The sequence below is a fragment of the Halosimplex halobium genome, from assembly GCF_051414055.1.
In the GTDB taxonomy this organism is placed as follows: domain Archaea; phylum Halobacteriota; class Halobacteria; order Halobacteriales; family Haloarculaceae; genus Halosimplex; species Halosimplex halobium.
Genome location: NZ_JBLKNX010000029.1, coordinates 22,784 through 40,835 on the forward strand (window position 1 = coordinate 22,784; position 18,052 = coordinate 40,835).

General features: G+C 54.9%; 12 protein-coding genes. 5 read left to right on the plus strand and 7 right to left on the minus strand.

Annotated features, from left to right (window positions below; genetic code table 11):
* Positions 1-15 precede the first annotated feature (15 nt).
* Positions 16-1,542, plus strand: coding sequence for a DUF362 domain-containing protein (locus ACMGFG_RS22765; RefSeq protein ID WP_436932579.1), 1,527 nt, complete (start codon positions 16-18; stop codon positions 1,540-1,542).
* On the opposite strand, the gene ACMGFG_RS22770 is transcribed toward ACMGFG_RS22765, so the two are convergent.
* The 7 genes from ACMGFG_RS22770 to ACMGFG_RS22800 form a co-directional block, all read right to left on the minus strand.
* Entirely contained in the window at positions 1,539-2,927 is a 1,389-nt protein-coding gene (locus ACMGFG_RS22770) for a phenylacetate--CoA ligase family protein (RefSeq protein ID WP_436932580.1), read from the minus strand. The genes ACMGFG_RS22765 and ACMGFG_RS22770 overlap by 4 nt on opposite strands.
* Positions 2,928-2,953: 26 nt before the next feature.
* On the minus strand, positions 2,954-5,143 hold the full coding sequence (locus ACMGFG_RS22775; protein ID WP_436932581.1) for a bi-domain-containing oxidoreductase: 2,190 nt from the start codon (positions 5,141-5,143) through the stop codon (positions 2,954-2,956).
* A 124-nt stretch (positions 5,144-5,267) separates the two neighbouring features.
* Positions 5,268-7,121 (minus strand): heparinase II/III domain-containing protein, encoded by a 1,854-nt coding sequence (locus tag ACMGFG_RS22780; protein WP_436932582.1) that lies wholly within the window; start codon positions 7,119-7,121, stop codon positions 5,268-5,270.
* A 3-nt stretch (positions 7,122-7,124) separates the two neighbouring features.
* The gene (locus ACMGFG_RS22785) at positions 7,125-8,351 is read right to left on the minus strand and encodes a glycosyltransferase family 4 protein (RefSeq protein WP_436932583.1); all 1,227 of its coding nucleotides are present in this window, start codon (positions 8,349-8,351) and stop codon (positions 7,125-7,127) included.
* Positions 8,352-8,354: 3 nt separating this feature from the next.
* A complete protein-coding gene (locus tag ACMGFG_RS22790) occupies positions 8,355-9,647 on the minus strand; it encodes a nucleotide sugar dehydrogenase (RefSeq protein WP_436932584.1) in 1,293 nt (430 codons plus the stop codon).
* The gene (wecB, locus tag ACMGFG_RS22795) at positions 9,647-10,753 is read right to left on the minus strand and encodes a non-hydrolyzing UDP-N-acetylglucosamine 2-epimerase (protein ID WP_436932585.1); all 1,107 of its coding nucleotides are present in this window, start codon (positions 10,751-10,753) and stop codon (positions 9,647-9,649) included. Before wecB ends, ACMGFG_RS22790 begins: the two co-directional genes overlap by 1 nt.
* Positions 10,754-11,698 (minus strand): glycosyltransferase family 2 protein, encoded by a 945-nt coding sequence (locus ACMGFG_RS22800; protein WP_436932586.1) that lies wholly within the window; start codon positions 11,696-11,698, stop codon positions 10,754-10,756.
* Positions 11,699-12,591: 893 nt separating this feature from the next.
* Between ACMGFG_RS22800 and ACMGFG_RS22805 the strand changes: the two genes are divergently transcribed.
* The 4 genes from ACMGFG_RS22805 (at position 12,592) to ACMGFG_RS22820 (ending at position 17,197) form a co-directional block, all read left to right on the plus strand.
* Positions 12,592-13,596: a DUF58 domain-containing protein gene (locus tag ACMGFG_RS22805; RefSeq protein ID WP_436932587.1), complete on the plus strand. Its 1,005-nt coding sequence runs from the start codon at positions 12,592-12,594 to the stop codon at positions 13,594-13,596.
* Complete coding sequence (locus tag ACMGFG_RS22810) at positions 13,596-14,111, plus strand: DUF8163 family membrane protein (protein ID WP_436932588.1); 516 nt, start codon at positions 13,596-13,598, stop codon at positions 14,109-14,111. Before ACMGFG_RS22805 ends, ACMGFG_RS22810 begins: the two co-directional genes overlap by 1 nt.
* Positions 14,104-14,982 (plus strand): DUF7982 domain-containing protein, encoded by an 879-nt coding sequence (locus ACMGFG_RS22815; RefSeq protein ID WP_495849359.1) that lies wholly within the window; start codon positions 14,104-14,106, stop codon positions 14,980-14,982. Before ACMGFG_RS22810 ends, ACMGFG_RS22815 begins: the two co-directional genes overlap by 8 nt.
* 283 nt (positions 14,983-15,265) lie before the next feature.
* Positions 15,266-17,197 carry a hypothetical protein gene (locus ACMGFG_RS22820; protein WP_436932590.1) on the plus strand — a complete coding sequence of 644 codons (1,932 nt, stop codon included), beginning with the start codon at positions 15,266-15,268 and terminating at the stop codon, positions 17,195-17,197.
* The last annotated feature ends 855 nt before the right edge of the window (positions 17,198-18,052 follow it).

The following is an 18,052-nucleotide window of genomic DNA, read 5'->3' on the forward strand; positions in this document are numbered from 1 at the left end:
CCACAAGAGCCAACCATGAAAAGCCAAACTGAGGATGTAACGGTATTCCAATTTGACAAGACTAGTTATCCGGAAGAGCCGCCGTTTCATCCGTCAGATATGTTTTCCGAGTATCCGTTTGGAGAGACTGTTGATGAACCAAACCCGATTTACGACGGTGTCCGGGAAACTTTCCGGCAGGCAGGCTTGGACGAGCCAAATATGGATTCGGCGAACTGGAACCCATTAAGTGACGTCCTTGAGCCTGATGACGACGTGGTATTGAAACCAAACTTCGTGAAAGAGAGCCACCCCCGTGATCCCGATGGCTGGAAGTATGTACTAACCCACGGCAGCGTTATTCGTGCGGTTGCGGATTACGTATTCAAAGCACTTGGTGACGAAGGAAGTGTTGTAGTGGCAGACGCGCCGCATACGGACTCCTCATTCAATGCTATCTGTGATGTTCTCGGCATGTACGACATTGAAGCATTTTATTCCGACCGGGGTCTTGATTTCTCACTTGTTGACCTCCGCAAAGAAGAATGGGAGACAAACGACGGCGTTGTTATGAACCGCCGGGACCTTGAGGGAGATCCCCGAGGATACTCCGAATTCGATCTCGCTAATGGAAGCGAATTCGCAGATCACGGCGGAGAGGGCCACTACTACGGTGCAGATTTCGATAAGGAGCAAGTAAACTACCACCATCGGGACGGTCGTCATGAGTATCTACTCGCGTCGACGCCAATCAGCGCTGATGTAGTCTTCAGCCTCCCTAAACTCAAGACTCATAAGAAGGCAGGTATTACCGTTACTTTGAAAAATCTCGTTGGGATCAATGGTGACAAAAATTATCTCCCTCACCACACTGAGCCCGGTGACGGTCACCCTGGTGACGAACATCCGGATCCGTCAAGTAAGCACCAAATTGAACAGTTGATCGCGCCGCTCTTTATTGAGTTTGCAAACCGGTTCCCGAAGATCGGTCCGCGAGTGCTGCTGCTTGCAAAAAAAGCCGGGAAGCCGATATTCGGCGGGACAGAAGAAGTCATTCGACAGGGGAATTGGTGGGGTAATGATACCACCTGGCGCATGTGTCTCGATCTGAACAAACTTCTTTTTTACGGCAACACTGACGGGTCAATTCGGGAGGCCGATCCTGAAAACAGAAAGCGTCACTACTCGCTTGTTGACGGTGTTATTGCCGGTGAAGGTAGGGGCCCCATGGACCCGGATCCTGTCAACACCGGATTGTTCGTATTTGGAACTCACCCAGCAAGCGTAGATGCCAGCTGTGCATATTTAATGGGATTTGATCCGGACAAAATTCCGATTGTTAGGCAATCTTTTAGGTGTGAATCATATACAATTGCAGAGTGGGATTGGACAGATATTAAGATTTCAAGTAACCGAGAGGCGTGGTCCGGTCCTCTTCCCGATATCCCCGTAAGTACAACACTTGATTTCAAACCGCATTTCGGGTGGACGGATCATATTAAACATGGAGATAATATTTCAGGGAGTGAGCAGACACCTCGTTCGACACTGGGCGATGATTAGCGGTACTGTTCGGGATCTAGATTCTGCACGAAGAGCTCCTGTTTGCCGCGATCAGTAAGAGAGATTTCGTCGACGGGTTCGATAGAAATTTCGACCATCTCGCCGCACTTGCTTCGCACTGCTGACCGGATCCGTTTTTCATCTGTATTGTCATATCTGTCTGCGGGAACTACCCGGATACGAAGAGCTCCGGGAGAATCCTGTACGAACTGGACACGATGCACGTTCTCAAGCGTGTCGCCATGCATCGTGTGATAGAGGGCATGAATTGGGAACAGTGTCCCATTAGATTTTATTACGGACTGTTCTTTCTCGTCTTTTCCCTGTAAATCTTTTATAACCGGGAACTCACGTCCGCATTCACAGGTTGACTGTACTAATCGGCCGTAATCCCCCGTTCGATAGCGAATAAACGGCATACACCGGTTGAGCAAGCTGGTCCCGACGATCTCACCCCGTTCACCATTGCTGACCGGATTCCCTTCTTCATCAACGACTTCTGTGACACCGTATTGCGGGTAGACGTGGTAGTCAGTCGAATGTTCGCACTCCGCAGCCAGGACGACTTTCTCGCTGAGTCCGTAGTGAGAGAACACGCGCGCGCCGAATGCGTCCTCAATGAGCGACCGTTGTCTCTCGTAGAGGTGCTCTGATGCGGCAAGCACGCCGTCGATTTCGGGAAAGACGATATTCTCAGTCTCCACGTAGCTCGCGAGCGTCGATATCGCCGACGGATATCCGTGGATGAAGTCCGGATCTATGCTCTTGATCTTTGCGACGTATTCGTCGACTGTATCTCTGTTGAGATGGAACGGAGACATCTCGTACGTATTGTAGAATGGGTTATATTGCCAGTAGACGCCGTCGTCAGCATCCGTGAACTCGACACCACGGAATGATACGAGTTGGTCACCAGGAGTATAGCCAATTCTGTTCCATCCAGTCATAATGAACGCCCACTCCACCCCGTACGTCGAATTGTCCAGTCGGAACTGGAGGGGGTTTCCACTTGTCCCACCTGTAGTCACTTCGTACGTCTTCGAAGTGGGAACGTTCTCAGCATAGAATTCCGACTTCTGAGATTGAATCGTCTGCTTGTCTATGACTGGAAATTCTCTCAGATTTCGGAACTGGTCGTCATGTGGTAGGTCCACGTCGGAGTAGAAGGGAACGTTCGTCACTGCATGCTCCAGGAATTCCTCTAATCGTCGTTCCTGGTATTGACGGAGGCGTTCTCGGTCCCACTGTTCAGACTCATTCAGCATCTGGTACGTTTGGCTAAAGTCAGAACCGCCCAAGCGGTATTTGACTGGGATAATCGTCAGTAATTTCCGGAGCCTGGTCGGCGATCGGCGGAAGAGGTCGTATATTTTGTTGTATATCATAGCGCGTAATTATCGGACCGGACCTTCTAGTGGTCTTCGTCCAAGTCGGCGATAAACGACTCGTGGTCGACCTGTTCCGGTTGCGCACTGGCAACAGAGTCGTGGACCCGGAACGTACTCAGAGTCGTTGCGACGAGGTCCTCGACAGATATCGGTGACGGTTCGCCGTTCTGAATCGCTTCGATAAAGGTCGTGAATTCGTTGCTGTGTCCCTTGTCTTGGCGGAGGTTCAGCCGTCCACGTTTGAAGTTATCTATCGTACCGGACTGACCAGACCCGAATACCTCGACGGACTCTTTCGGCAGCGAGCGGTCTCCGAGTGAGGTGTACTGGATCGTGCCTGTGCTTCCGTCAGCTAACTTGACGACAATAGAGACGTTTTCGCTCGTCCCTACCGCACCTTGTTCGGGAATCGAAGAGGCAAAGACCTGAGCCGGAAGGGAATCGGTCAGGTACTGGAACAGATCGACGAAGTGGCAGACCTCGCTGATAATGCGTCCTCCGCCTTCTTCCGGGTCGTTGACCCAGTGATCGTCCGGGATCGATTCCGCATTCACTCGATAATTGAGCATCAACGGTGTCGTCCGATTCTCGAATTTGGACCTGATTTGGCGTGCTGAAGGTGAGAATCGCCGATTGAATCCAACCATGAGACGCCCGGATGAACCCTGTTCTGCTCGTATCACTGATCGCAATCCGTCCTCTGTGATCGCGAGAGGCTTTTCGATATGGACATCCTTGTTGTGATTGAGTGCCGAAGTCCCGATTTCTGCGTGAGTGTCGTTCCGGGTCGCGACGATGACGATGTCGATATCGTCGTCTGTGACTATTTCCTCGTAGTCTGTCGTCGAATAGGCTGCTCCGACATCCTTCGCGATCCCTGTCGCCGTCTTTCCAGTAGCACTTGCGACGCCTCTAATCGACAGTGCAGAGATATCGCCTATCGTCGGTAAGATAGTCGTTTTGGCGAAGTTGCCTCCACCGATGAGACCGACAGACAGTGTTTCAGAATTTCTTGTCTGCTTCGATTCACTAGCTAATTTGACGGTCTGGGATTGGTCTTCGCTTCCGTATTCGAGCAGTATACCGGTAAAGCTCTCGTCGTCCGGATTTTCGAGAACGAGGTCGTACGCCTCCAGAGCGTTGTCGATCGAGAAACGGTGAGTTTTCATCGACTCCAGGGAGATCCGCTCAGTGGAGAGCAGGCGGAGAAATTCTCGCATATTCCGGTTTTCCGTCCAACGGACCTGACTAATGGGATAACTCAACCCATTCTCTTCGTAAGTGCGGTCGTAACGGCCGGGCCCGTACGAGCGAGAGATACGGAAGTCCAGTTCTTTCTCGTAGTACGAACTCCGTGGAATGTCCATCCCGACTTCTCCGACAACGGAGATGCGTCCGTGTTCACGAGTGATTTCGCCGGCGAGTTCGACCGGGTCGTCGCTATCAGTCGATGCGGCTATAATCGTCGCGTCGACGCCGTGTCCGTTGGAAAATCGCTCGGTAATCCCTTCGACATCTTCCTCGCCGATGACCGCTCCCTCGTCCATCCCAATTTCGAGCCCTCGCTCGACCTGACGTGGATCGATATCGGCCCCGACGACAGGGGAGCCGTACGCGTTCAGGATCTGAACGACCAATTGTCCAACTAATCCGAGTCCGACTACTGCTACGTTTTCTCCGGGTGAGATGTCTGCTCGTCGAACCCCTTGCATCGCAATTGCCCCCAGCGTCGTAAATGCAGCGTCCTCTAATGCGACGTTATCGGGGACTGGAGCGACGAGGTTTTCTGGGACAAATACCACGTCGGCGTGGCTGGCATATCCTGCTCCTGCACAAGCGACTCGGTCCCCGCGAGAAAACCCTGTCACATCATCACCGACGGCAATTACTTTGCCGGCGCAACTGTACCCAAGTGGAGATGGGCTCTCGAGACGCCCCTTGACCGCCCGGTACGTCGAAATCAAGCCATCGTTCTTCGCTTTCTCGAAGACTTTTTTTGCTAAGTCGGGCCGCTCGCGTGCTTTGTTGAGGACGTTCTTCCGAGCGAGTTTGATTACGCTTTCCTCAGTGCCAGCACTAACGCACGAATATGATGTGTCAACCAGAACCCCGCCGGCTTGCAAAGCTGGTCGGGGAACGTCTTCGACTCGGAGATTACCCGAGCGGAAATCTTGTAGAACCTGCCGCATATGTTTTGAATTCAATTCTTGCATGACAGTAATTGAAGCTACTGGTTCACTGGCGTTCCTGAAACCTACGACCGCTCCGGTTAACTATCGTAGTAATCGAGGTCCTCCGACAGTCAGAGGCGGCTCATAACTTATGCTTGATCGCTTGTTAATCGCCAACCTCTATTGTAATTTGGTTTTCAGTGGTTGCTACGTCGATGTCAGATCTGTTCCCCTTGGTAAGGAGATATCCGAATCTGTATTTTTCATTAGACGGGAAGACACGTAGCGCCGAGCGGGATACTTCCTTCCCGAACTCCGGATAATACGGGGCCGAGTCGAGTTCACAGGTTGCCTGGAACGGACGGATATGCAGGTCGGACGCCATCTCAGTGCTCGAAGCAATACAGATACCCTCTTTGAGTTTCAAGTCGATAGTGGGATGAAAGTGAATGTTGCTTCGGATGGAACCGGCGCCACTGACATCTTTCACGGAATCTAGAACGAACCACCAGGAACTGCCGTGCCTGATTTGTCTCCTGTGTCCGTAACTCCCACTACTCTGACCGCCCTGATAATAGCCGTCAAACGCGTTTGTATCGGAGTTGAACTGAGTAACGGGCTTAGTCCGCCTTCCCATGAGATATTGCCCTCCGATTGCTATCGGTTCGCTCTCGTCAACCTGAACGGTATTGTGCGCAGTGACACTACGAGATCTGGTTCGACGTTCTGTGGGAGCATAGGCGTAAGTGCCGGTATCGGTCACAACTCGGTGCCCATCTATCCAGAGGAGGTAACTCAAGAGATCGTTGTGCGAGTGTGCCGGCAAGTGGGCCGGCCCGACAGGACCACCGTCAATGAGCATTCGATCGGTACCGCTTCCGAGCCAGTAGTAGCCGGAACTGTCGAGCACTGAATTCTGCCTATCCGTATCGATCCCCACCGCGTCAGCGTAAGATAAGCATGCTTCGAGCGAGAGGGCTTCGTCGAATACAGAGTCGTTCAGAAGTGGGATCATTCGGTCAGGAGGGCAGATCGAGCGCAGGTACTTCGTCGCGTTGTGCGCAGTGATTTCTATTTCGTCCGGGAGATCGACGGATTCAACCCGAGACAGAATATCGTATGCGCTCAAATACCGAGTCAGACATTGGATGTGGTACATCGGACTTCTCTCGAAATGTCCACCGTCTTCGAGAAACTGCTTGCTTTCTGCCTGAAGTACCGAACGCCCTTGTGAGAGCAGTTCGTCACCATCAGGGCCAAGTACAATCCCAGCAAATACGAGACCGAAACCGTTCTCTATCAGGTGGTTACCTCCGACATCGTACTCCACATGATTGGAGAGGAATACTGCGTTCTTGTATAGGATTTGTAAGAGCTGTTCTTTCGCTGTTCGATCAATTGAGTCGTCTAACCAGGCCAGATATCGACATAGGTGGAGCAACCTGAGAGAGACCGAATGGGGGATCCAGTTCCGACGGAGATAGTTGGGCGACCCGATCGTCGCGTAGTTGTCCCAGTCGTCCAACCAGTTGTTTGCCGTTTCGACGACCGCATCTGGACAATCAGCAGGTGAATCGTAGCCCAAGTATATCGAGCGCAAGAACGTGAATCCCTGAAGTTTGAAACGCCAGAACAGAGGGAGTTCCGACAACCGGTCGCTCTCCCAGTCGATATGAAATGTATCACCGATCTCGATTGGGTGATTCATGAATTCGAGCGTTCCATCGGTTGCGCGGACGGCAGCTGTCCGGTACTCTTCACGCGTTTGGGGCAAAATAGCGGCCTGGAGAGCTGACAGGTTTTGTTGGATGGGGCTTAAGCAGTGTTGAAATTGGGACGGCGTTTTCGCCTCGTATCGTCGGTCGAAGTCAATCGGTAACAGAGGGACGACACGGTGGCGAACCTTCCGCTCGGCTACACCGAGGAGCTGCGGTAATTGCATGTTTTTCGCCGTGTGATAGTATAGTGAGAAGTCACTCATATCTGGAAGCAAGGGAGCCGAGCTTGGATCTTCGGGCATAATTTACGTCAGTTGCGATTGGACGACTGAATCGAGCTCCGACTCGAGTTTTGCGGCAATCGCTCTTCTGTCGTAATTCTCAACGACGTGTGTTCGCCCATTAATTCCGAGCCGTTCGCGCTCTTCGGGGTGATTCAGGAGAGTTTCGAGGATGTCACCTAACTGTTTGGCCTCGTTCTCAGAAACGACGCCACAGTCAGCCGTCTCGATCAATCGCTCGAGTTCGCCTTCACTCGTGCCAATCACCGGGATCGAGGCAGCCATATATTCGTATGCCTTCGTTGGAACTGCGTATTCTAGCGTTTCTGAATCGACGAGTGGTGCCAGTCCGATAGCGGCATTCGATAATATCTCTGGCACCTCGTCTCTCGGAACTAGTCCCACGAACTCAACTTTATTCGAAAGGTCGAATTCAGCTGTGAGTTCTTCTAACTCCTCTCTGGTGTCTCCGTCACCGACTATTTTGAGGCGCGCTCCGTCCACATCAACGTACTGCATGGCACGGACACACGTATCTAAAGCCTGAGCGTGTCCGACGTTACCTGTATACACGATGGTCGAATTCGACAGATCGTGTCCGACTTCGAATCGATCCGTTTCAACGCCGTTCGGTAGATGGACGATCTTCCCCGGAGCCACTCCGTACTGGTCACTTACCTCTTCACCCAAGCGTTCAGTCGTGACTCCGACGCGGTCAGCTGCGGTGAGAACTAACTGTTGGTACTCCCTGCTCACCCGTTCTATAATACTGTCCGATTCTATGAACCCGAGTCCGACAGAGGCATCGATCCACAAGTCTCTCACGTCAACAACAAGCCCAGTCTGTCCGACTAACCCGAAGGGCAAACCTGCGATGCCCGTAAATATCGGCGGTGACGACGTAATGACCACGTCGAACTCTCGCCGGTGAGCAAGAAGCCAGATGAGAGCGTGCAACGGGAACGTGATGTAATAGGCAATTCGACTCAGGAACGAAGGATCCTCAACTGTCGGTTGATGAGCCCAGAGACGGTGAACGGTTATTCCGTCTTCGCGATGGGTCTCTTTCCGCGACCAGTTCCGGTCGAATTCTCCATGGGGAAAGGCAGGGTGAGGGGCTAATACGGTAATATCCCACTCGCCACCTGAGAGACGGCTCGTCATATCGTTGAGCCTTGCTGCATTGCCGGATTTGTCCGGTGGGTAGTGTTGGGTGACAAAGACCACCTCTTTCTGTGTATCCGCGGCCATACGTCAGATAGTCACCACAGTGAACGTCGTAGAATCCCAACTTGTACCTAAGACCGCTTTCGTGTCGACGATAACGTCGTTCGACATCTGATCAGATAACCACTGCGGATCGAGATCGCTGTATTCGTCGTGATCAGTTGCGATGATCGCCGCTTCAGCTTCTTCCACCGCCTCTTCCAGCGGTAGGAGATCGAGGGTCTGGTCTTCAACGTGCGGGTCTGAGAGCGTCACTTCGATACTATTGGATATACCGCCATCGGCTGAAACGGGCGACTCGATGCGTTCGGTTCGTGTCTGTAACTGCCGAGCTATCTTCAAGCCGGGGCTGTTTCGAGGGTCACCGACATTCCCTTTATAGGCTATACCGAGAACGGCGATCTTTTTGTCTACTACTGTTCCGACCTCGTCCTCGAGCCGGTCGATGACGTAATCGGCCATTCCATCGTTGATTTCCCTGGCATGGGCGATCAGATCGAGGTTATCAGCATTCTGTCCCAGAAACCATGGATCGACTGGCAGACAATGCCCACCGACTCCTGGGCCAGGTTGATGAACGTTGACGCGAGGGTGGTTATTCGCGAGAGAGATTGCTTCTCTCGAGTCGATCCCGTACTCGTCAGCTAGTTTCGCGATCTCGTTTGCGATTGCAATATTGCTATCTCGATAGGTATTTTGTACTAACTTTACAAATTCAGCCGTTGTAGCGTCTGCCGTCGTGTATATCTCGCCTTCGACAAACGATTCATAAAGCCGGACGGCTGCCTCCATTGAGACGCCATTGACACCACCGATGATACGGTCGTTTTGTTTGAGTTCTGTGATGATGTTCCCGGGTAGGACCGTCTCGGGACAGTGGACAAGTGCGAAATCTGAGCCCGCATCAAGTCCGGACTCTTCGAGAACCGGCTGGAGCGTCTCAACTGTCGTTCCTGGTGGAACGGTCGATTCCAGAATGACAGTATCGCCCGGACGAAGGTGTGGAGCGATAGCCTCGCCGGCGTCCTTGACGTATTCGAGTGTCGGCTCTTTCGTCTCGTCGTCAAACGGGGTTGGGACGGCGATGATGTGGTACTTCGCTTCACCCACTTCGTCGCTCACTGTTAGATTCCCAGATTCCAGTGCCCGCGTAACGAATGCACGGAGTCCCGGTTCGTCGACATGGATATTTCCATCTCTCAGGCCCTCGATCACAGCTTTGTCAGTGTCGTATCCGGTTACCTGATAGTCGTAATTGGCGAACATCGCTGCGGTCGGTAACCCGATGTATCCGAGGCCGTGAACGTATATTGTACTCATTATGAGATTTGCCGATCAGGTATCTGTTGATCACTCACAGCCGTAATTATCTGTTCCGATGCTGTCCCGACTCCGAATGGGTTCGCCCACTCGGATCTACTTTGGGACATCTCTATGGCACCCTCACGGATTGTAGCCGGATCGACACCGACGAGTCGATTGGCCCCGACCTCTATTGTTTCCGGCCGCTCCGTGTTCTCCCGCATTGTCACGCATGGTACACCGAGGATACAGGCTTCTTCCTGAACACCGCCCGAGTCTGTGAGGATGAGGTCCGCCTCACTTTCCAGCAGTAAAAAGTCGAGATAATCCTGTGGGTTCACCAATCGAATTTGACTGGGAACCAAGACATCAGACTTCCGGAGCTGGTCTTGCGCACGGGGGTGAACTGGATAAATAACTTCAACATCGGACGCCAATGCCGCAGCGTTTACCCCCCGGAGGAGACTTCGGAACCGATCTTCGTCGTCGACGTTCTCAGCGCGATGGGCCGTCATGAGGAAAAAATCACGTCCAGTAAGGGAAAGGTCAGAAAGGACAGTACTTTTTTCCTCGGCGATTTCCCGATTACGGTGTACCGCATCAACAACTGTGTTTCCAGTTACAGTGATCCGGTCCTCTGAGATTCCCTCTTCGACGAGGTACTCTTTGCTCTGCTCCGTCGGCGCAAAGAGATAATCGGCCACATGGTCCGTCACAACTCGGTTCGTCTCCTCGGGCATATCACGGTCGAAACTCCGGAGCCCCGCTTCAACGTGCCCCAATTCCATATCCAGCTTACTCGTCGCGATAGCCCCAGCAAGTACCGAATTCGTATCGCCCTGGACGAGAACGGAAGCTGGCTGCTCGTCACGTAGGACTTTTTCGACCTCAATTAGCATTTCCCCTGTTTGTTCACCATGAGGTCCAGAACCGATACCTAAGTTATACTCTGGCGTCGGGAGATCTAACTGATCGAAGAAGACTGTATCCAAGCTGTCGGAATAGTGCTGACCAGTATGGATAACAGTATACGAGATACCCTGTTGCTCGCACTGATGGATAACCGGTGAGAGTTTGATGATTTCTGGCCGTGTCCCGAGGATAATCGCGATTTCCACAGACATTTATTTGCTCCTCTCGTCAAGTTTCGAGAGCATATTCGAGATACGGTTCAGGATGAGTCCTGTGAATACACCGAGGACTCCTAATATAGTCGCAAACCCCGCAGCGAGCATCTTCCCGGGGTAAAACTCACCTGTGGCTCGGTAAATCATGATCCCATCGATGCCGTAGAACGCCCCGATACCTGCCAGCACGATACCAGGGAGTCCGAAAAACACGAGCGGATGTCGGTCGCGAACAAGCCGGAGGAGGAAGACGACGACACTGAGCCCGTGGCGAAGTGGATTGAACGTCTGACCATCGATCTCCTCGTATCGGACATCGATAGGAACTTCCTCGATATCGAGCCCCTGTTCGGTCGCCGAACCGATCATTTCACTTTCGACGCCCATCCCATCAGTTCGAATCGTAAGACGGTCGATCGCAGCTGGTGCGAGTGCGCGAAAGCCACTCTGAGAGTCAGTCACTTTCGTGCCGGTTGACCCGAACGTAATAGTATCGAGAACCCGCTGTCCGAGTCGCCGATATACCGGTGTCTCGGTGTCGTCTTCCAGATATCGGCTTCCGATGACGATATCCGAATCACCTTCGACAACGGGCTGCACGATCGCGGGAATATCTCTCGGTAAGTGCTGCCCATCACCATCGATCAACACGAGCGCTTCAGGGTCCTCTTTCTGGGCGTGATTAAGTAAGGTTCGGACAGCCTTTCCCTTCCCTTGGTTAGTCCCGTGTTCGAGAACGGTCGCACCTGCCGCCTCTGCTATCTCAACCGTATCATCGGTACTACCGTCGTCGACCACGACGACTTCATCACTGTATGCCTGACACTTATGAATCACACTACCGATGGCGATCTCCTCATTATAAGCCGGGATGCCAACAAGGATATCTGTCGCTGTATTTGGCCCGTTTCTAGCCGATGGTTGCTTCGATTGTTCAAGCATTGTTTCCCGTTGTTTCGCCCAGTAACCGCTCCTTCGAACCCGCGCCCGATGTATCGCATTTGCCCACCCGGTTCATGGTTCACAATCGAGATGCAATTATCTGAGTAGTAACTCTCTTCATCAGTGATCGTTTCTAACAGCCATCTGTAATCGGCTGAATCTCACACCGTAACTCCCGAAGATGGCATCGATTGATGTGGACTAATGCACTGATTGACATCTGCTTATAGACTGATTACTATACTATACTCACCTATAGCTTTCGCCATGATCGTATCACGCAGGAGTATAGGAGTCCGTGCGGTTACCCGGTAGAACAACTATAATCACGGCAGGTAAGTCCCTTCTATGACAAGAGACGAGCGTTTGTCACCGTGGTTACGATGGATTTTCAACGTTCGAAGCAGGTGGGCGGGTGACCGATATTTTCAACAACCCGAGCCAGCATGTAGACGACAATGCAAGCCCGGGTGCGGTTCTGGACGATTGCTGGGTTGGTAGCCCTATTATCTCTGTGGGCTGTCGTTCTGGATCGAATACTCATACTCTTTGGAGCAACGGGAATTGCCGCGTGGTTACTCGCTCAACAATATCGCTTCGCTCAGCTGGCTGTCAGCACAAAACGGGACATCTCACTCACACAGACACCATCTCGATCACAGGTGACGACCGGGACGAGCTCTAATGTAACATTCACAGTCGAAGCCACAGACCCACTCCCACTCTACTGTTCGGTAACACCTACATTTCCACCCAGTTCGGAGACCGACGACGACGGTTTCGAACTCAATCGAGGAGAAGATCGCGCAACGCACTCTGTAGAGGTCACCTGGCCAGTTGCGGGGACACACACGATTGGGCAACCCGAAGTTACGCTGCGTGATCGACTCGGATTGTTCGAGGAGTCGATTACCGTCGGACCAACCGCAACTGTAACCGTCCAGCCCCGTGGGTCGCGGAATCTCCACGTTGGCGAAGGCGGCAATCCAGTCGCCGCCGGGATCGGCGAACACGAAACAGGCCAAACCGGTAGCGGCCTTGAACCGGAAGAGGTCCGACAGTATGTTCCGGGCGACACGATCAGGAATATCGACTGGAAAGCGACTGCTCGCCTCGGCGAACCCCACGTCAGGGAGTTCGAAACCGAAACCGACCGCGAAACTGTGCTGTTTGTCGACCACCGCGCATCACTCCAAACCAGCCAGACCGGTGAAACAAAACTTGATTACCTGCGGCAGATCGGCCTCGGCTTCGTGGAAAACGCGCGCGAGCACACCGACCCGATCGGCTGTTACACGATCGGTGACGAAGGCCTCACTGGGTCGTTCAGGCCGAGTGCCGACGTCGACCAACAGCTATCGATTCGACAGCACCTCCAGTCGATCGAACCGACTGACCAATCGGAGACAGAGAACCATCAGTCAAGCCCGACCGAACCCACACGTGCACAGCAACTCCAGCAACGCCTCACGGTCGATGAGACAGCCTTCGGGGAGCAACTCGCACCGTACTTCGATCGTCCGAACGCATACGTCGAACAGGTACTCGACCGACCGCTCCTGAGCGCGATACAATCTGCGACGGCGCGACTCGACGGGACGAGCTGGTCCGTCATACTCACTGACGACCAGGAGCGAACCGAACTGAGAGAAGCGGTGAAACTGGCACGACGGAGCCAGGGGCGTGTGTTGGTCTTCATCGCCCCAACGGTCCTCTACGAACCGGGCGGGCTCGGTAACCTCGACGACGCGTACGACCGATACATGGACTTCGAGCAGTTCCGCCAGTCGCTGGCGTCGATGGACCGAGTGACCGCCTTCGAGGTCGGTCCCGCCGACCGGATGTCGGCCGTCCTCGCGCGTGGACAGACTGAGTGGTCGAACACACGGAGGCACTAATGGCGGAGACACAACTACTGGACAGTGGCGAACGCGACGGCTGGAGTCAGTTCGACGACCGCCCGTCGTGGCCGCCCTCACGAGAGGCCCAGACCGATCTCCTCGTGATCGGCGTTGTGACCATCATCCTCGGTTGGATGGCCGGTCCGCTCGGGATCGTTGCGGGAATTTTGCTCGCGGGGTTGTGGACTGTGCTCCCGAACGTCGTGGTCTTCGCCGCAGGGCAGGTCGTTGTGATTGCGTTGGTTCCTGGAGAGCCAATCGCCGTAACGAATCTCCTACCGGTGGTTATACTCGGCGGACTACTCATAACGACCGGCGTCTCCGATACTCGAGTACGCGATGGCACGTTGATGCTGGGGATCTGGATCGCGATCGGTGGCGTCATCGGTGCCGTGTACCTCTGGACGGAGACGCTCTGGGTAACAGCAGTCGGACTCCTCGCTATCGCGATGGCCGGGTTTATATCGCTCGCTATTCACAGCTATCGGCAGGTCGGAGACGAACATGAGTAACGAGGGTGCCGAACGAGCGACGATCCGGTCCGCCGGCGAAGCGGACACAGAGCAGGTCGGCCGCACCCGTGACGAGATCCACGCGGAACTCGCGCTGTTGCGCGAACAGAACAGGAAGCTCCGCGAATCCTACGTCCAGGCCAAACAGACACAGTACCGGCGAACGGCACTCGGACTCGCCGGCCTTGGCGCGCTCGCTGTCGGAGGAGGACTCGCCCTCCCTGGGGTCCGCGAAGTGCTGTTCGTCCTCGGTGCTATCGGTCTTTTCAGTGGTATCCTCACCTACTACCTTACACCCGAACGGTTCCTCGCAGCCGATGTCAGTACTGCTGTCTACGACGTACTGGTCGACGACCGAGTGGCGATTATCGACGAACTGGGGCTCGCAGATGAACGCGTCTACGTGCCCGTCGGAGAGCGCAATAGTCGCGTCAGACTGTTCGTCCCCCAGTCCGCCGAGTACGAGCTCCCATCGGACGACGAACTCGAGGCGTTCCACGTCGTCCCCGAGTCCGATTCCGAGCGCGGCGTCGCTCTCCGCCCTACGGGCGAACCGCTCTATCAGTCGTTCGAGGACGCAGTCTCCGGGCCGGTCAGTGAAACACCCGCCGCACTCGCGACGCAACTCACGGATGCGCTGGTCGAACAGTTCGACCTCGTCACCGAGACGAACGTCGACATCAACGCAGACGAGGGGCGTCTAACAGTTGGGGTCGACGAGACTGTCTACGGGTCCGCAAATCGTATCGACCACCCCGTGGCATCAGTACTCGCGGTCGGGCTCGCGAGGCAACTCGGACAGCCAGTCACAGTCGAGACGCGGGCATCGGCTGATGCACGGATGGCGTTTCAGATCACGTGTCGCTGGTGACCGTCCCTCGACTGTCAGGACACGCCCAAAAATCAAAAGTCCAAGACTTAATTGACCGTCTTCGACAGCCACAAACTGTCATCGGTCATCAAAGCATAGATTTAGGAGCACGCTCATTGCAGAAGCAGGACCGAAATCCGTGATGGACTCGTCTACGCGAGGGCCGGCGCTGGTCACAATGCTGTTGCTGGTGACCAGTATCGCGGTTCCAGTCGCCGCAGGACTCCCGGCCGGCGACGATCGACAGGAACGCAGTCTCGATGGTGGACCCTCGGTTCACCAGATGCAGACGCCAGACAACTCGACGGATCACCACGATGATCCCGACGCGGTTTCGGAGGACGGCGAGATCTCTCAGGTGCAGGGCTGGCTGACCCAGCGGTTGTCGAACCGACTCAGCGACAGCGCCGTGCAGATCAGCCAGGGACAGTACGAGCAAGCACAGTCTGTCATCGGGGATGACTACGACTCCCGTCTCGAACAGCTCGTCGACGTGGCAGGTGAAACTGACAGCGAGAGCGACGACGAAGCGAGCGAACGGTTGTCGGCGCTCCAGCGCGCCCAGCGCAACTACTCGACCGCCGCGGCGGAGTACAACGAGACCTATCAGGACTATCAGGAAGCGAGGCAAGCGGGCGACGAGGATGCCGCTCGCAGATATGCCCGCGAGTTGCAGGAGATCGAACGGAATGTAACACGGTTCAATCGAACCCTCGTCGAAAACTACGGACAGGTAGAGAACCTGACCGGTGCCGATCTCTCTACGGCTACCCGGAGCATTGGGTCAACCTCGGAGAATATCACCACCCAGCAACGACAGATCGAGCGTGAACTGTTCACGCCAACGCGACTGGAGATCCAGCCGGAGTCGGCGACGATCGCCTACGATGACCCGCTCACGATCCAGGGGCAGGTGACCCAGGCGAATGGCACCGCACTGGCCGACCGATCGATCACACTACGGATCCACACCCGAACGCGAACGGTAGAGACCGACGCAGACGGCGCGTTCACACTCGAGTACCGGCCGCGGACGCTCCCTGCGAACGCTTCGACACTTCGCATCGAATACGTACCCGAAGCGGAGTCGGTATTCCTCCCTGCGAACGCGACGGTTGGAGTCACCGTCGAACAGGTCGAAGCGACGATAGCGATCCGTACAGCGCCCGAGCGTGTCGGCTTCGGTGACCAGGTCGAGATGGCCGCCCAACTCGTCCACGACGGCGAACCGGTGTCGGGCGTCCCACTCACCGCGGCCATCGGCGGGTACGAGCTCCAAAATGCGCGGTCGACGGACGACGGGAGCGCAACAATGACCGGTCGCGTGCCCGCGACAGTCCCGACGGGCGAGTCCCAATCAACCGTCTCGCTCGCGGTCGCGGACCGAGCCGTCACTGCCGCTCCCGCCACTGCTCCGGTCACCGTCACGGAGACGGCAACGGCGCTCACTATTACTGGAGAGCGGGTCGGCGAGACGGTCGAACTATCGGGACAGTTCACCACCGTCGATGGGGATCCGCTCGGGGACCGGTCGGTCAGCCTGACGATATCGGACAGCGATGACCGCACCGTCAGAACGGACGAGAACGGGACGTATTCGGTGACACTGCCCCGGTCCGAACTGTCCGACGGGGTAAACGGGAGTCTCGCTGTGACGGCGAGATACGACGGCAGTGGGACGAACCTCGGGTCGGTCGACACCAGCGAACGGATCCAGTTCGAATCGTTCGGTCCCCCGACCGACCAATCGTCGGGTGGGATACCGCTGGATCTCGTTGCGGTCGTCGCGGTCTGTCTCCTGGCAGCCGGGGTCGCGGTCGGGGTCCTCCGTATCTCGCGGTCCGACGATGGCGATGGACACTCCCCCAACGGAACGGTTGGTGGGTCCGACCCAGGAAATGAGACGCCGGATGCGGTTCAGGATCGACCCGACTTTTCGACCAGTCGGTCGTTGCTCGAAGCGAACCAGCCCGACGCCGCTGTCCGACACACCTACCAGCAACTTCGAGATCACCTGACGAGTGAGACAGCGGTGCGGCACTCGGACACCCACTGGGAGTTTCTCGCGAAATGCAGACAGAGTGGGCTCCCCGAGGACCAGACAGCAGTGCTCGAAGAACTCGTCCAGACGTACGAACGCCTCCGGTTCTACGGGGACGACCAAGCGCAGGACGTCGACACCCTTATCGATCGGCTCGAATCGACCTGGTCCTGACCATTGCGATTCCATCCGTCCAGGGCTCCCCTCCGTACGAGCCAGTCAAATTGCCCCGAATAGACAGGGTTGCAACCGACAGACCGCCTGAGGTGATCGTGTACGTCTCCCTCCAGGGCGGGTACGGCCGATCGTATCGTGTTGGGTAGTAAAGACAAACTGTACACAATCTCTGAGATTACAAAGATAGGAGTGTCAGTATATTTGTTAGTTTTGAATAATCTATGGTAGTATTTCAAATAATCCGTTGCGAGTTCCGAAAGTCAGGCGGTGAAAGTCGCAAACCGAAATAAATGCACAGAACTGAAGATATGGCGATCAGGTTATATGATGGAGAGGGCTGGAATCACGTGACATCCAGGTAATAGTTCGGATACAATCGACAGTGAGAGTCTCGCCGCGATGTCTTCACATCCATGCGGACCGCAATTCTTGCCAGCACTTCGCAACCAGTAGTGTCGATCTATATTCTGCGGTGTCAACCAAATAAAACGGCGTATAACAATCCAATCTCCGGGCATGCCCCCATTTGGGGAACATGGGGGTCACTCGGACACCAGCGTTGCAGTCACGCTGGGGCGGAGGTGTGTCCGAGGGCTCTTTCAGTCTGTGAAACTACCGCCCCAGATATTTCTGTCAGCAAGCACATATTTGAGTGCCTGCACACCACCGTCACCCCCATTGACCCCCGTGCAGGCGTGGGCTCACCGTATGTTTCCCCCGTGCCGTGAGCCCATGGCGGTGTTCAGATAAGGATTGAAAGGTGAGGCGGTGCGGTTTTCAGGTGTCCATGCCAGAAAACGCCCGCCTCAGTGGTTGTTTAGACGAGATCGACTTAGAGTTTGTTGAACGAGA

Excerpts from the sequence above, each read along its gene's own strand:
- ACMGFG_RS22765 (WP_436932579.1), top strand. The coding sequence starts at position 16 with ATGAAAAGCCAAACTGAGGATGTAACGGTATTCCAATTTGACAAGACT.
- ACMGFG_RS22770 (WP_436932580.1), bottom strand. The coding sequence starts at position 2,927 with ATGATATACAACAAAATATACGACCTCTTCCGCCGATCGCCGACCAGG.
- ACMGFG_RS22775 (WP_436932581.1), bottom strand. The coding sequence starts at position 5,143 with ATGCAAGAATTGAATTCAAAACATATGCGGCAGGTTCTACAAGATTTC.
- ACMGFG_RS22780 (WP_436932582.1), bottom strand. The coding sequence starts at position 7,121 with ATGCCCGAAGATCCAAGCTCGGCTCCCTTGCTTCCAGATATGAGTGAC.
- ACMGFG_RS22785 (WP_436932583.1), bottom strand. The coding sequence starts at position 8,351 with ATGGCCGCGGATACACAGAAAGAGGTGGTCTTTGTCACCCAACACTAC.
- ACMGFG_RS22790 (WP_436932584.1), bottom strand. The coding sequence starts at position 9,647 with ATGAGTACAATATACGTTCACGGCCTCGGATACATCGGGTTACCGACC.
- wecB (WP_436932585.1), bottom strand. The coding sequence starts at position 10,753 with ATGTCTGTGGAAATCGCGATTATCCTCGGGACACGGCCAGAAATCATC.
- ACMGFG_RS22800 (WP_436932586.1), bottom strand. The coding sequence starts at position 11,698 with ATGCTTGAACAATCGAAGCAACCATCGGCTAGAAACGGGCCAAATACA.
- ACMGFG_RS22810 (WP_436932588.1), top strand. The coding sequence starts at position 13,596 with ATGGCGGAGACACAACTACTGGACAGTGGCGAACGCGACGGCTGGAGT.
- ACMGFG_RS22815 (WP_495849359.1), top strand. The coding sequence starts at position 14,104 with ATGAGTAACGAGGGTGCCGAACGAGCGACGATCCGGTCCGCCGGCGAA.
- ACMGFG_RS22820 (WP_436932590.1), top strand. The coding sequence starts at position 15,266 with ATGCAGACGCCAGACAACTCGACGGATCACCACGATGATCCCGACGCG.